At 43.8% G+C, this 15,325-nt stretch carries 8 protein-coding genes; all 8 read right to left on the bottom strand.

The window, feature by feature from the left end; all coding sequences use genetic code 11:
• Positions 1-55: 55 nt before the first annotated feature.
• The 8 genes from BLU33_RS12995 to BLU33_RS13030 are packed head-to-tail and all read right to left on the bottom strand — an operon-like array spanning position 56 to position 15,315.
• Entirely contained in the window at positions 56-2,866 is a 2,811-nt protein-coding gene (locus BLU33_RS12995) for a glycoside hydrolase family 2 protein (protein ID WP_091373404.1), read from the bottom strand.
• 8 nt (positions 2,867-2,874) lie between these two features.
• Positions 2,875-4,341, bottom strand: coding sequence for a sialate O-acetylesterase (locus tag BLU33_RS13000; protein ID WP_091373407.1), 1,467 nt, complete (start codon positions 4,339-4,341; stop codon positions 2,875-2,877).
• A complete protein-coding gene (locus tag BLU33_RS13005) occupies positions 4,341-6,185 on the bottom strand; it encodes a sialidase/neuraminidase family protein (protein ID WP_091373410.1) in 1,845 nt (614 codons plus the stop codon). The genes BLU33_RS13000 and BLU33_RS13005 overlap by 1 nt, the downstream gene beginning before the upstream one ends.
• A gap of 5 nt (positions 6,186-6,190) precedes the next feature.
• Positions 6,191-7,132 (bottom strand): glycoside hydrolase family 43 protein, encoded by a 942-nt coding sequence (locus BLU33_RS13010; protein ID WP_091373413.1) that lies wholly within the window; start codon positions 7,130-7,132, stop codon positions 6,191-6,193.
• Between the two features lie 15 nt (positions 7,133-7,147).
• Positions 7,148-8,518 carry a glycoside hydrolase family 140 protein gene (locus BLU33_RS13015; RefSeq protein ID WP_091373416.1) on the bottom strand — a complete coding sequence of 457 codons (1,371 nt, stop codon included), beginning with the start codon at positions 8,516-8,518 and terminating at the stop codon, positions 7,148-7,150.
• A gap of 6 nt (positions 8,519-8,524) precedes the next feature.
• Positions 8,525-11,680 carry a DUF6298 domain-containing protein gene (locus tag BLU33_RS13020; RefSeq protein ID WP_091373419.1) on the bottom strand — a complete coding sequence of 1,052 codons (3,156 nt, stop codon included), beginning with the start codon at positions 11,678-11,680 and terminating at the stop codon, positions 8,525-8,527.
• Between the two features lie 17 nt (positions 11,681-11,697).
• Positions 11,698-13,365, bottom strand: a complete 1,668-nt coding sequence (locus BLU33_RS13025) for a polysaccharide lyase (protein WP_091380505.1) — start codon at positions 13,363-13,365, stop codon at positions 11,698-11,700.
• A gap of 60 nt (positions 13,366-13,425) precedes the next feature.
• On the bottom strand, positions 13,426-15,315 hold the full coding sequence (locus tag BLU33_RS13030) for a RagB/SusD family nutrient uptake outer membrane protein (RefSeq protein WP_091373422.1): 1,890 nt from the start codon (positions 15,313-15,315) through the stop codon (positions 13,426-13,428).
• Positions 15,316-15,325: the final 10 nt, after the last annotated feature.

Raw genomic sequence — 15,325 nt, forward strand, 5'->3', positions numbered from 1 at the left:
TTATCAAAATAATGAATGTCAACACCGTAGCTATATATATCCTCGTCTGCCTCATTTATTTTCCCGAAAAATCAAAATACAAGGTGAGCGATAAGGCATCTTCGATATGCTTATCATAATTAAAATATTGGTTCACTTGCCCTTGCGAACCTAACCGTGTTGGTTGCTGTGATTTTGTTCCGATGGGTGTTATGCCATGCATAAAAGAGATATCGCCTGAAGGAAAATCAGGGGCGATGTTATTATTGTAGGTAAGCTTTGGATATTTAGGCGCAAATAAACGCATAAAAACGTCCCTGCTATCGCAGATCACGGTGATGGGCTGCCCTGTGGTTTTTATCTTCATCCAGTATAAATTGGAGTAATAGCCTTTAAATTCGGGATAGATCAATTTAGTGCTGTCCTCTCCGGTTATGGTATTGTTATAGGTTTTGTCCCACACATTCAGCTTCACGCCTTTTAGCCTGTCTTTCCAAACGCGGTATGGGCCATCACCCATGTAGCTTACACTTTGTACATATTTTTCAGGATAAGAAAAGCTTGCGCCTAACAATTTACCATCCTCGCCGACAGGCCAATATTTTAAATCAAGTCGTACTAAACCCGATGGATAGATCATCCACCTTAATTGCGCTTCGATACTTTTTGGGGTAAAATCAGCTTCAATTACCAGTGTATCGGTTTTATAATAGTTTCTTAGTTTTTGAAAGCCCGATTTATCCTGGCCTTCAGCTAATACCGGGCCGTTATTAAATGGAATTTCACCTTTTGTATTCTCTACTTTCTTTAAGATGCCATTGTTACGGTTAAACTCAAGCTGAATACCATTTGCGCTTACGTTATATAGCGAATCAGTTTCAGTAATAACAGGCTTGTTGGTGCCTGCTTTTGCCACCATTCGCTGCGTAATTACAGCATGGCTGCTGATAGGCCAGCTCCAGGTAAAAAGTTCGTTTTTATAAGGATCATATGCTGTTACGTATAACACATCATAGTTTTGCCAGTCGGCAGGTAAATGCATTTGTAAATTACCATACTGCCCGGGAGCTACATCAGGCGAAGCGATCGCTCCCGTTTCTGATGATGCTATTGTTTCCTGGTAAGGATTTCTAAGTTTAACCAGCTTATAAATGAATGTGCATTGTTTTAAGTTGGTGTACAGGTAGCGGTTCTCTAATCGCAATTTCCCATCGAATTGCGGCGTAATTTCCCGTGGTTCTAAATGAACCGGGCACCAGACTTCCTTTATGGTATAAAAGCTGCCTTCTTTTTCATGATACGGCCCTAAGATACCATCCGGCCCATGGTCACCATCTGAATCAAGTAACCCATTTTTATCGGTACGCACTACTGCTTCATCAGCAAAAACCCAAATAAAGCCGCCTGCCGAAATCGGTGTATGCCACATCTGCTCCCAAAAATCATCAAGACCAGCGCCTGCACCACCATCATATATACCGTGCAGAAACTCCGTAGGAAAGAATACATCGTGACCATGTATGGCAGTATTATTACCGTAATCGTAATTGATATAATGCTGGGTATTGGTGCCTCTAAACACGGCCCAGGGATGTATAAGTGGGCGTTTCTGAATATCCAGATCATCAAACCAATGATCAAGATTGAAATTAAAACCGCCCTCATTGCCGTTGTCCCAGATCACGATTGAGGGATGATTTGCATCCTTCTCAATCATTTCCTTTGCCAGTTTGGAGCCTACCTGTGTATCATAAGCATGGTGCCAGCCGGTAAGTTCATCTAAAACAAATAATCCCAGTGAATCGCACACATCAAGAAAATGCTCATCAGGCGGATAATGCGACATGCGCACCGCGTTCATGTTCATATCCTTGATTAGCTTAACATCGGCAATGCTAATAGCTTTGCTGGTAGCCCTCCCTGTAGTTGGCCAGAACGAATGATGATTAACGCCTTTGAATTTTACTTTTACGTTGTTTACGTAGATACCATCGTGCAAACGCAGCTCAACTGTACGGAAACCGAAACGTTGTTGTACGGTATGCACCGATTTACCATTTGATGTAAGTGTAAATACTGCATTATACAGGTTAGGGAACTCCGGCGACCATAATTTAGGCACAGCCAGATGTGTTTTTATCAATACCGACGTATCACCCGCTTTAATTTTGGCTGAAAATGGTATACCCGCCTTTTGCCCGGAGAGAGTATAGAATTGACCTGTTACTGCCTCTACATTTTTTATGTTTGACAGCTTCAATTGTGCCTCAAAACTACCATCTGCCTTACCATTGACTGCAACATGACTGATATGTTGCTGCGGAGAGGCCTCCAGAAATACCGGCCTGAAAATCCCGCCGAATACCCAGAAATCACCTTTACGTTCACTTGCGTTTACAGATGCATTAGCGGAATATTTAGATACGGTTACTTCCAGTAAATTTGGCTGACCATATTTCAATAATCTGGTAATATCATACTTAAACCTATAAAAGGCCCCCTGGTGAATGTCGCCCGCCTGCTGACCGTTGATCATGACTTTGGTATCTGTCATAGCCCCATCAAACACAATGTTTACAGCCTTACCCTGCCATCCTGCAGGTACATCAAACTGGTACTTATATAACCCTTGTTCCTTGCCTTTCAGGCTGTCCTTATCCAAACCGTAATTGTATTTGCCGAAGCCCTGCAATTCCCAGTTGGATGGTACGGGTATGGTTGTCCATTTGCCTGAATTATGGCTAGCGGTACAGTAGAACTGCCAATTTACCGTATGATCGCTGCCTGCGCCGGAGAGGAATTGGATCTCCGTTTTTTGGGCATAAGTATTTAGGACTGGTATCAGCAGCAGACTATATATAAATATTTTAAACCAGGCATTTTTCATGCGACAGATCAATTAACAGTTAAAGTAAATTTGAGTGGGTTATCCGTGCGGAAAGGCACAGCGGGTAAGCCATCTTTGTTATAAAAATTGGGTTCGGCTACTTCCGTCCACCCAAAGCGTATGGCTATGGGCGCGGATACTTCGGAGGATGAAACTTCCACCCTGTCACCTTTAATTACAGCAGTAGCATCAACAAATTTCCCGTCACTGCCTGCTATGGTGAAAAAGCTGAGCGGCTTGCCATCGTGACTTACCAAACCACTGCCGGTGTATTTAAAGTCGAGTATAATCTTATTGCCTTTTATCTTCATTTTATCATACATCGGGCCTGAGAAAACAACTTTTTTGCCGTATGTATTGGCAAGAGCCTGTAGTTCCAAACGCTGGCCTACTACCCACTTAAATGCCGGGTGGATGTTGGTCAGAGAATCATTCAGATCGGTAGTTACAATCATCCCTGTATGCGGTATTTTGAGGGCCATGGTCTGGGCTTCGCGTAATTCTGGCTCAGTATAAATGGTAAATGGAATATTGGTACTGCTTTTGGCCCTGGAATAGTAGAACGGCGCTACCTGTACATAGTAGAATGGCAAATCCTTGTCACTCCAGAGTTTACGCCACCAATGGATAAGTGCTTCCATTTTGTAGGTGTAACTGGTAGTTTCACTCAGATAACAGCCGCTTTCACCCTGGTACCATAGAAAACCACGTAAGGCATAGGGCGCGACAGGGGCTATCATATTTACATATAATTTGCCGGGGTCGCCATCTATTTTGTAGTTGGTATCTTTAAAATAAGAGATATCATCAAAAGCTTCGCGGGGCATCCATGGTTCAATACGACTGCCGCTTATGGCTGAGCAGATGATACCCACGGGTACTTTCAGATCATGATTCAGATTTTTTCCGAAAAAATATCCGGCAGCAGAAAAGTCCCTGAGTGCTGTACCCTCTGCAATATCCCAGCCTGAGTGTGTTGAATCGGGTTTTCTCATGTTCTTTTGTGTAACCAGAAATATCCTGATCTGCGGGTTATGCGCCCTATCGAGTTCATCAATAGGCGTGTTAACGGTACTGGTATCGGGCCTGCGTACTTTACTGTTCTTACGCATTTCGTACGACATGTTTGATTGCCCCGAACATAACCACACCTCGCCTACTAAAATATTTTCGAGCTTTATGGTGTTAGTACCCTTAATTTCCAAAACCTGCGGCGTTGCCGATGCTGACATTGGATCGAGCATGATTTGCCAGTTACCGGCAGCATCAGCGGTTATTTTTTTAGTTTGATTATCGAAAGTTACAGTAACGGTTTCGCCTGCCGCTGCAGTACCCCAAACAGGTACAGGCTTATTGCGCTGCAACACCATGTTATTACCTAATATTTTAGGCAATAACACTTCGGCATAAGTACTGTGTGCAAAAGCCATGCAGCTTAGCAGAAGAATGACCGTAATATATTTTTTACCAGACATTAGTATCCCGTAGTTTTAAATGATGTAATATAAAATGCAGCAGGTGTTACAGGTTCTCCGGCTTTTGGCTGATCATAATCCTGGTCGGTGGGAGTATCCGCATCAGGGAAACGCGTTGTGTCGCCGGTACGGAACACAACGCGGTTAACATTTAGCACCGGCGCGAAAAACAGAGCGGTAAGCACATCCTTACCATTCACGTTTACTGTGTAAAAACGGGTATCGGTATTTAATTTAATGCTGATGTGATAAGATGTATTTGCCGTGTATTTCAGCATGTTTTTAGAACGATAGCCTGTTTTTGCCCTGAAAACTCCGGTTGAATCAAACGTTAATCTCAAGGCTGCATCTCCACTGGCATTTTGCACTTCAATATCCAGCATGCCGGTGTTGTTTTGCGCCGGGATGATGGTAAAATCAGCGATCAGTTTTTTTGATTCATGAACGATACGCTCGGCCTTTGCATAATCAAATTTATCCCAGTCTTTAAGCGCCAGGGCACGAGCACCATCAGGCGCTTTATCAATCGCAACTGGTGCCCATAATGAGCCATAAGTGTTCCATTTCTCCAGTTCTTTACCGGCGGGTAAGTTGTTAAAAACTTCGTTGGCTTGTTCAGTTGTAACATCGGTTACTGGTACAGGGATGGATGACACCCAGATATCCTCCTTATTCATGCTATAAGTAACCCATAGTTTGCCGTCCGGCGGTATGCCGTTACCTTCTTCAATGCCTCTGGTGTATTGCGGACCGTATGATTTGTAGTTGCCGCCATATCGCATGGTTGGGATTTCACCGTTTACTAATAGCAGGTTGGTGTAGTTTAAGCCATCCTGACTAACGGAAATACCCAAAGGCCACCTAAATTCAGATGGATTATAAACTGTGGCGTATTTACTATCGGATGTGCGCTGCCCCCATATTTTAGCATTGCTGGTTACAAAACGCGGGGCACGACTGGCATTAGCAGGCCATGTTTTGCCATTATCGGTACTGATAGCGGTTAAGGCGTATTTCCATAAGCCTACCACCCTGCCATCAGGTAGATGATAAAAATTAAAAGCTTTATAATCTTTATGCAGCGGGATCAATAGGTCATTGCGGTCTGTTTCCTCTTCCCATTGCATCATCATTAATGGGTTTGCCATCAGTTCATCGCAGGCTTGTACAAAATCTTTATCCTTGCTGGTTTTATAAAATGGATATGAAGTATTTTGCTCGTTCCACTTTGGGTTGTAATGAATGAAGTAGATGGGGCCAAATTTCCCGTTGGGATAAACTTCTCTTACCACACGGCCTATGCCCTTACCATCATTAGGATCATCATGCGCATCCAGACAAATACCATAGAAACCCAGCACCAGCAAACGTTTTGATTTAGCGGTATAAAAGCCCATGCGCTGGTGCATAACCGCGTAAAGGTCTTTCGCTACACCGGGATGATCTTCCTTTGTGGTACCATCCGGAATTTTGTATTGCGGAAAAATCACAGTCGGCTTTGACCAGATAGCGCCATCTTTCGAAGTGATGAGCAGGGTCTGCCCTGGCGGTACGCTTTCACCCACTTTATCGCTCAGGTACTCCACATAAAATGTATTATTCCAATAAGCCAGCATGGGCTGGTGGTTGTAGGTAAAGCCAAAAGCATCTGCCTGATCGGGATGCTCACGGTTGGCGCGGAAGATCTGCATACTGTGCACGCCGATCACCGGACTTAACCTACCGTTATGGTAATCCACATTGGCAACGGTATTTCCGGTGTATCTTACCGTGTCCTGTGCTCTGGTTGTGCAACAATACCCTGTAATTGCTATTAATAATATGGTTATCTTAATTCTAAGCATATTTTTTATTGATTTACCGGCGTCGCGGCAGCTAATTTTAATTGTTTCAGTGTTTTTTCAGTCACTTTAAATATGGTTCCGTGCTTGTGGCCCTGCGGCACACTAACAGAATCGGCTATATTGGTAAATGTTTTAAAATCGCTTGTGCGCATGCAGCCGAACTTTTTAAGGCGATAAGAATCGTAATAGATCAGCCAGTTATCGCCTGTTTTAGTTATGGTTGGCCCTTCTGAATACAGTTCAGTAAACCGCTTTGAATAATCAGTATATGGCCCCAGCGGGTTATTGCTGAAAGCCACCAGTATATTGCGGTTTGGCCGGGTGTTATCCTTCATCACTAATACATATTTACCTTTGTCAAATTTTACGATTTCAGGGTCTATCACACTAAAACCGGGATCGAGAAATAATTTTGCCGGGGCGAAAGTTTTAAAATCCTTAGTAGTGGTGTAATACAGGCGATGGTTATTATTCTCATCCTCCTCTCCTTTCGGGAAACGGAACGGCACGGTTGATGCCCAGGTGATGATGAACTGATCTGCAACATCATCATAAAACAACTCTGGTGCCCAGGCATTAACCGCGGTTGGCTCATTAGCCATTACATTCAGGTGCTGCTCTGCCGACCAATGGATCAGGTCTTTTGATTCAGCGTAACCTATGCCGGTATCGTTTTTCCAGCCTATTGTCCAAACCAGATGATAAACACCATCAGGGCCTTGTTGTATGGATGGATCACGCATGATCTTGGCATCGCCAACTTCGGGCTTGATGAAAATATGGTTCAGATCGGTCCAGTGATAAGCATCATGGCTATATAGCAACCGCAAACCAGCACTGGCAGGTTCGTTAAATGAGGTGAACAGGTATACGTCTTTCCGGGTATTGCAGGAGAGCAAAACCATACCGGTTAAAATCAGGCTATATATATATTTAAATCCCGTCATCACAATTTCTTAGGTTTATATAGCATCAAGTATCAACACCCAATCATTACCATTCACCGGGGTACCGGGAGGATTAAATTTCGTGATTTTCGACTTATTAAAAGTGCCAATAGCTGTAATATTGCCGTTACGGGGATTATACCATGAGGCCTTTACCCTACTGCCCGGCAGCTTTGTTGTATTGATATCCATATCGCGACCAGTATAGGTATACACTAATGCATAGTTGGTACCACGGGTAGCTATCAGCCTGTTATATTTTATGCCCTGATTATCTGCGATTAATGATTGATCCGGCACTCGCTCAAAATACGGGCGTGATAGCATCAGCTTTTTAAGGTAAATCATTTGCTGCGCGCCGGGGTCATTAATTGAGTTATACCAAAGGCCTTTTGAACCATACGCACCAATAGCTTTGTCTTTAGGATTGTGCATCTGCATCACATCGCAATTACCATAAGTATATCCACAGGCACCTGCAAAAACCGACCAGTAGCCATAGCGCCTTACATCAGCATCAGTCCACTTGGGTAGATTGATATCATGCAGGCCATAAGGGATCTTTTCGTAGGATGGTTCAGCATCCAATGTTGGTTTTATGGGTGTTTTGTTATAATCAACCTGCACATAGCGCCAGTTATCTTCGCCATAATGGAAATCATCTTTCGAAGTATCCTGCTTGTAATTTTTATGGCCTGATTGGAAGCTGTTAAAACTTAACCACGACTCATTATGAAACCATATGGATGATTGCTTTCTTCCGCGGGGATGGAATGTAATTAAATGGGCAGTATCAATAGCATGTAAGGTACTGCCAATGGCATTCCATACTTTTAATGAATCGCTGCCGGCAATATCGCCGCCATTCATCCAGATAACATTACTATAGGATTTATACCTGTTTGCTAAAAATGTGGCATATGCTTTAGCCTGAATTTTATTGGTATGCGCCGCTTTTACTACCGATCCCCAAATGGGCACCATAGCTACGTACATACCTTTTTCGGCAGCTTTATTTAGTACCCAATCAATATTGCTCCAATAATTATTTGCTGAATTACCAGTATTGGGTGTAGTTATATTTTTGTTGATAAGCGCGGAATCTCCGTAGGCGTTTGTTTCGGAAAGGCTATGAATTACCATTACCTGTATTACATTAAAGCCCTGTTGACGGCGTATTTCCAGGTATTTTTCTGCATCCTCACGATTAAGTTTGGAGAACAACAGCCAGCCGGTATCGCCCAACCAAAAGAATGGCTGGCCGCTGGCAGTAAAAAACCTGTGATTGGGCGATACTTTTAAAATGGGCAATACATCTGCCTCATCGCTTTTGATAGAAAAAAGCAAACAGGAAATAATACCTATCAGAACAATCCTTTTTAACATAATTATTTAGATACGGATGAGCCATAAAATAGCCTCGCCTGATTTGGGATTTTTAAATTCAACACCATTACCGCCTTTTACCTGTTCCTCGCCCGGTAATACCTCCCCTGTTTTTGGGTCGATCCATTTAGCTTTATAACTAGAATTTGCTGCCAGATCTAAATGGACGCTATCGGAATTGCTATAAACAATGTATCCTTTCGCAGCATTTCCCAAAGCCCATTGATCTTTCGGGTTGCCCGGCAGATCAATACTTTTCATGCCTGACACGTCGCTTAAAAATTGCTTGTCGGTTGTTGCCGGCAAGGCCGGTAATGAACCACCTGCTATGAATACCGCCCAACCAAAATGGTCGTAACCATCGGCAGAATATAGTACTGCCTTATCAGGATATTTTTGTTTGTACTCGTGCACTGCACGATAAACCTGCTCAAATGTTGACGCCTTTGGTTTATAGATACGTTCTTGCTGACGTGGTGCAAGGCTTTGGCCACCATCAGGTGCATAGGTTTTGCCGTTACCCTCGTAGTACCAATAACGGATATCTATAACATTAATAACTGAAGCTTTTGCTGGATCAGCAAGAATTGCATCCTGCACATCTTTTGTGGCGCTCAGGCCGATGATCTCTTTCTTTTTATGCAGAGCTTCCCATTGCTTAACGGTTTCAACCCAAAACTGCATAAAGTGCAGCGGACCGGTAAATTCGGCGCTGGTGGTTTGGATAACGCCGTTGTTATCAGCAAAGTTATCGAGGCATTTATTGATATATGCTATCAGTAATTTACGCCTTGCGGGGTCAGTTTCATCATAAAATTGCTCGGCCATAAACTGGCGCTTGTCGCCCGCATAGTTTACTGGTTCAGGAAAGCCTGTGCCATTGATATTATTGGCAGTCCTCCACGGGAAATCCGCATAATGTGCCCCTGCCTCTATAATATTATGCTGAAAGAAGTTTTGATGGAATAATACCAATCCTTTTTCATCTGCTATATCAGCAAACTGTTTAAGGCGGCTCCAGTACCAGGGGTTATATTTCGTAAGATCGTATTTGCTGAGGCCATCCCATGCCAGCTCTTTACCGCTGCGGGCAAAAGGCAGTTCATAAAAAGGAGCCCAAACATCACCATCCATACGGCGGATACGTTCATGATCATCACGGCGGCGTTCATACCATAAGCCATAGTTATGTTCCAATACAATGATGTTGTCTTTTTGCATCCAGGCGGCCACATCATCCAAATCATCAGTTAAGCCAATACCTGTACGGCCGGGAACCCAGCGGGTAATATCAGGCTTTGCTTCTTTTAGGTAATCCGGTTTAATATTACCACTCCACCATGGAGCTTCAAAATGCTTGCCTTGCAAAACAGTATTACCACGTACCAACCACCCATTGGTAACACTCATCTTAGGCGCCATAGTTGGGGCTGCGGCTTGCTTATAGCCTATCTCATCAATGCTCTTCGCACCTGATGAGGCTATGCTTATCGGATTCCTTTTAGGCGCGCCATCAACCCAGTCGCTTATGGTAGTAGCAGGCCTTTTGGCTGCTGCCATTAATGCCGCGGCTTCGGCCACGGTAGGGCTGCTTGACGGTTCGGTTTCGATACGCAATATATCAGCTTGTTTGCTGACGTCTTTATTCAGTCTGTTGGCTAATTGTGCATAATAGAGGCTTCTTGGCGAAAGTATTTCATTTGATGAATTCCAATAGCCATCGCCGCCAAATTGCGCCCAGGTGCCAAAAGCCCAGTTTTGCGCGGTTGGTGGCTGATAACAATCCACATGTGCGGCACTACAATTCCATAATACACTATTGGCGGCATTCCAACCTGCACCCTGCCCATCCTGACCACGGTTTATATAACTTAAAGCCTGACCATCGATATTGGCAATATCAAACAATACGCCTGACGCCCAGCTATCAATGCCACCGCTGAAACTGTAAGGTTGCCATGCTGAACATTGCACAAATGCCGTTGGGCCGGGGGCACAAAAGCCCGTAGAAAAATCATGAAATCCATTTACTGAATACAAGCGTTGAAAAAGTGTTTGCCCGCCCATTGTCCAGAAGGTGTTACGGCGATAGCCGCCAATTTCCGATATCGGGGCCAATGATTTGCAGTCTTCAACTGTTATGCGGTTAGCGGTTTCTAATACAAAAACTGCCGAGCCCGCGAAATGTTCAAATACCACTTGGCGAACCCAGGCATCTGATGCGTTTTCCATGGTGATAGCCATCCAGCGATGCGCCTCATCTTTGGGGTTATTTACATCATAAGTTGATTGTAAATGAATATTTTCAATGCCGACACGGTCAATTCTGCCGGGCCAGTCATATTTGGCAACCATACCACCGCCGTAGGTACTATCTAAAGCGGTGGTTAAAGGTGCATCAATAGTTATAGTATTTCCATTTATAGCTGTGATCTTACGATCCCAGTTGATATCACGCTCGCCCGGTTTCCAGGCTAAAGCGGTAAGGCCCCCGCCAAAATGATCGGTGCCTAATTTGCTGATCCAATCCTGTGTGCTTGGGCGATGTATGATGATCATATCACCGGCTTTAAAATCACCCGGATCAGTAACGTGAAATGTTAAAGCATTAACAGGTACATAAGCATCTGCTATTTTAATTTCTTTTGCTTTTTTACGATCGTTTTTACCTAAAACCTGTACCAGGGTTGCCCTGTCTTTTCCGGCTCCCAGTAACATAGTGCCTTCAGCACTCATGCCGCTGCCGCGAAGCACAACGCCTGAAGCTTTTATTTTTAAGCTACCATCAACTTCATAAATACCTTTATTTAGTAATACAGCACCACGAAATCCATCGGCACCAACGGGTAATGAAGCCACATAATCCAATGCAGACTGGATGCGCAAAGTAGCATCACCTTTTTTAAGCGGAACAATTATCCGTACCGGAACAGTAGGAATTGCCTGTTCTGATGCCATGTAGCCACAATAAGAAAAATCAGGGATACGGTTGCCGTTCTCATCGGCCTGGTAAATTATTTTTTCATCCTTACCTATAAAAAGCGGCGCAGATGCTTGAGCAGATTTTTTGTTTTTTTGAGCTATTGCGGGAGTATGCAAAAGCATACCCCCAACAAATAGACCTCCTGACAATAAACCAATTTTAACTCTTGATAATCTCATTATAATAATATACCCTGTTAATTTAATTTACCATTGGGCATAGGATGTTGTCCCTTTGCTGCTACCGAGTTCAGGTAAACTTCGATATTGGTATAGCCACCGCCATTTTTGGCAAGCTTACTTGCATCCTTAGCATCATGTGGGTTAAGGCCGTGAGCAATTTCGTATGAATCCGGCATACCATCGTTATCACTGTCTTTATATGGCGTGCCCTTATATACAGGGTAACCACCCACTTGCCATGGTGCTGTTATAATACCTAGTTTATAAGAATCTTTAGGTAATTTACGTATTTTGAACTGGAAATCGGTGTCGGTTTTCATTTCAGTATAAGTGATCTTACCCGTTCTTACTTGTGCTGCTATGCGCAAATCAACAGCATCACGGTGTGGTAATGTTGCACCTGAATTTTCAACTACATATTTGTAAGCCTCTTGTGCCGGCATAATAGTAACCGGTGCCATTGGAAAAGGATCATCAGATTTCATATAATCTTTATACGGTCCGGCATCCGGCAATTCTTTACCGCCCGGGCCTTCAACCTGTATACCACCATTCCACGGATCTTTAGTTACTTCAGGATAACCTTCCATAATGTTGCCAGATGCATAAACACGGCCAAAAAACTTTTCCTTAAGCTTACTGCGGCCCGACTCCGGTTTTAATATACGGTGCCCAACGGGTTCATCCTTAGGGGTAACTGGTCCTGGTTTAAAATAATTATTGATGATATTAAAGTTGGTAGTGTAATCGCCACCATCCATTGAGCGGTGGTGCCAGTTAAATACCACATTGTTCACAAAAGTATAAATACCATTCCATCCAACTGACGGATTGCGACCAGTATTATCGGCCCACATATTACGGATAAGTGTACTATTCTCACCACCTGTAGTACTGCCGAATGCATGGTTCCAATAATCTAACGATTCAGAATAGATGCAATTCTGAATGGTGATATTAACAGTACCCAATTTTTCAGCTTTTGAACCATCTTCGGGATCAAACATGTGACGGTACATCGAGAAATTCTCATCCAGGCCCCAGCTGGTAGAAGTATGATCAACAATGATATTACCTACCGGATCGCCACCAAGCGCGTCATCGCGACGGCCTACATTAGTTTCGCCACGACGGAAGCGCATATAGCGGATGATAACATCATGTGTATTTACCCAAAATGATTCACCGGCAACACAAACACCATCGCCGGGCGCTGTTTGCCCTTCAATAGTAATGTACGGTGCCCTAACAATAATTGGGGTTTTAATACGGATGATACCGGCAACATTAAATACAATTATACGTGCCCCGCCCTGCTCACAAGCCCAGCGTAAAGTTCCCGGCCCATCATCAGCCAGGCTTGTTACTACGTAAACTTTACCGCCACGGCCGCCAAAGGTAAATTTACCGCCACCTTCGGCACCCGGGAAAGCAGGTATTTTTGCCTGTGGCAGATCGGTTGGCCGTGCTGCCCATGGTACATACACTTTTCCCCTGCGCTGATCTGCCTGTACAATAGGTAACGCAACTTTCCATGCAGAATCTGAATGACGATTAGCCGCAGCCATCATTGAATCACTTTCTGCTTTAACCGCTTTTGGCACATCCGGGTATTGGGCAAACGCATGGTTAGCAAATCCCAAAGCTGCCACAAGTAAAAATAAGCCTGTTCTCTTTTTCATAGTTAAATTTATCATATCAATTATAACAGATGGCGGGATAATAACCCGCCATCTAAGCTTTTATTTAAGGGGATCGAAAGAACCGCCCCAGGTATTATTTTGCTGTATGTTCGGATCATTCTGTATAGTAGCAAGCGGTATCCCAAAGAAATAATCAGCTGTTTGGTATGTAATAGCTTGACTGTCCAGATATTTTAGCTCACCAAGTGTACTGCCTGCGCCTACGGTCATCGGCACATAACTAAAATAATTTGTATAAACATTATCAAGACTGGCCTGGGCCATTGCATCGCGATTGTTTAGTAGGTAATCTGTATTTGCCTGGCCAGAAGTTGTACTAGGCTGTAGCAAGAAAGTAACTCCTTGCCTCTTTTTGCCGTTCAGTGTGCTTTCCAGTAGCTTCCATCTTCTCAAATCCCAATAGCGTTTACCTTCGTATGCAAATTCAATTTGCCTTTCAAATAATACGGCCATAGCCAGGTCGGTACCGGTAAGGCCCGCAGTAAGGCCATACATACCATCGCCAGCTTCAATACCAGCTCTTTGGCGTATTGCTACCAAGTCGGCATAAGCTGTGCTGCTATTGCCTATCATGGCTGCAGCCTCTGCCTGGTTTAATATTACTTCTGCATAGCGGATCTCCTGCCAGTCGGTACCTGAATATGGCAGGTTAGTTGCACTTATAGCAGGATCGACCGCTTTACGACAATAGAAACCGCTAGAAGATGCACCTACAGGTTCTGTAGTTTTTGTAGCTGTGTTTGATGAGTTGGTAAAATAATAATATGTCCACAACCTGTTAGTAGCGTTACCCTCAAGTGGCCATAAGCAACCATTGTAAGCAATGGTTTGATTAAAGCGCGGATCGCGGTTATCAAAGAAATGTACCGGGTCATACGGATATTTGGTTGAGGCACCGGGCGCTTTGCCATCCAGCATCGGAAATGCCTGAACCTCGTCCCAGGTAGGATTGTTGGCGCCGCCGCCGCCTAATGCCTTAGGGATATTGCTGGCGGTATAAGTGTTATTATCCTCCGTATTGCTCGATGAGTTATCGGTATTAAACTCCGTAACCATAACGGCTTCTGAATTTGCAGGACCGGAAGCTCCGGGGCCTTCCGTAGTCCACATGGTTACATCCTCCTTCGGATACAGGCCATAACCATGTGAGCTAAGTGTTGTAATAGCATCAGTACTTGCCTGGTAAGCCACTTGCCAACGGCTCATATCGTTAGTTGGATTAAACTGCGGGCTTGCCCAGGTTAATAATACGCGGCCCAAAAAAGCCTGTGCAGCGCCCTTGGTTATACGGCCGTAATCAATTGCAGGCCAATTACCCGGCAAATACATAATAGCAGTATCCAGATCGGCTACAATCTGGTTAAATGTTTGCGTGGTGGTATTGCGCGGTAACAGGGCAGCTTGTTTAGCAGCCGTACCTACAACAGGCAGCGGGGTTAAAACAAGTGGCACGCCGCCATATAATCTAACCAGGTCAAAATAACGATACGCCCTCCAGAACAAAGCCTGCGCCTTAAACCTGTTTTTTGTACCAATAGCAATGGGGCTGCTTGCCAAATTGCTTATAAAATCATTTAAAGCACGTATTTTACCATAATTATTAGTAGCACTGTTGCCGGTGCCTATATCAGTAACACTGGATGAAACTACTGTACCCAAAACAAATATGTTGCTTCCTTGATTCTCTTCGGTAAGTGTACCAACACTTGCAGAAGCAATGGTGCTGTTTGCCCCACCGTTGCCTGCCCATGTAGGTAAATTATTTGAATAAATAGAGTTTAAATACTCTACCGCAAGTGTTGAGTCAGAAAAAACGAGTTGTCCGGTATAAGTTGTTAAAGGCCCTTTATCAAGCACTTTTTTACAGCCCGAATATAGCAACGCTGATATAATCAGAATTGCGAACGATATGTTATATAATTTTTTCATTTTATTAAAT

The sequence above is a fragment of the Mucilaginibacter mallensis genome, from assembly GCF_900105165.1.
Taxonomy (GTDB): domain Bacteria; phylum Bacteroidota; class Bacteroidia; order Sphingobacteriales; family Sphingobacteriaceae; genus Mucilaginibacter; species Mucilaginibacter mallensis.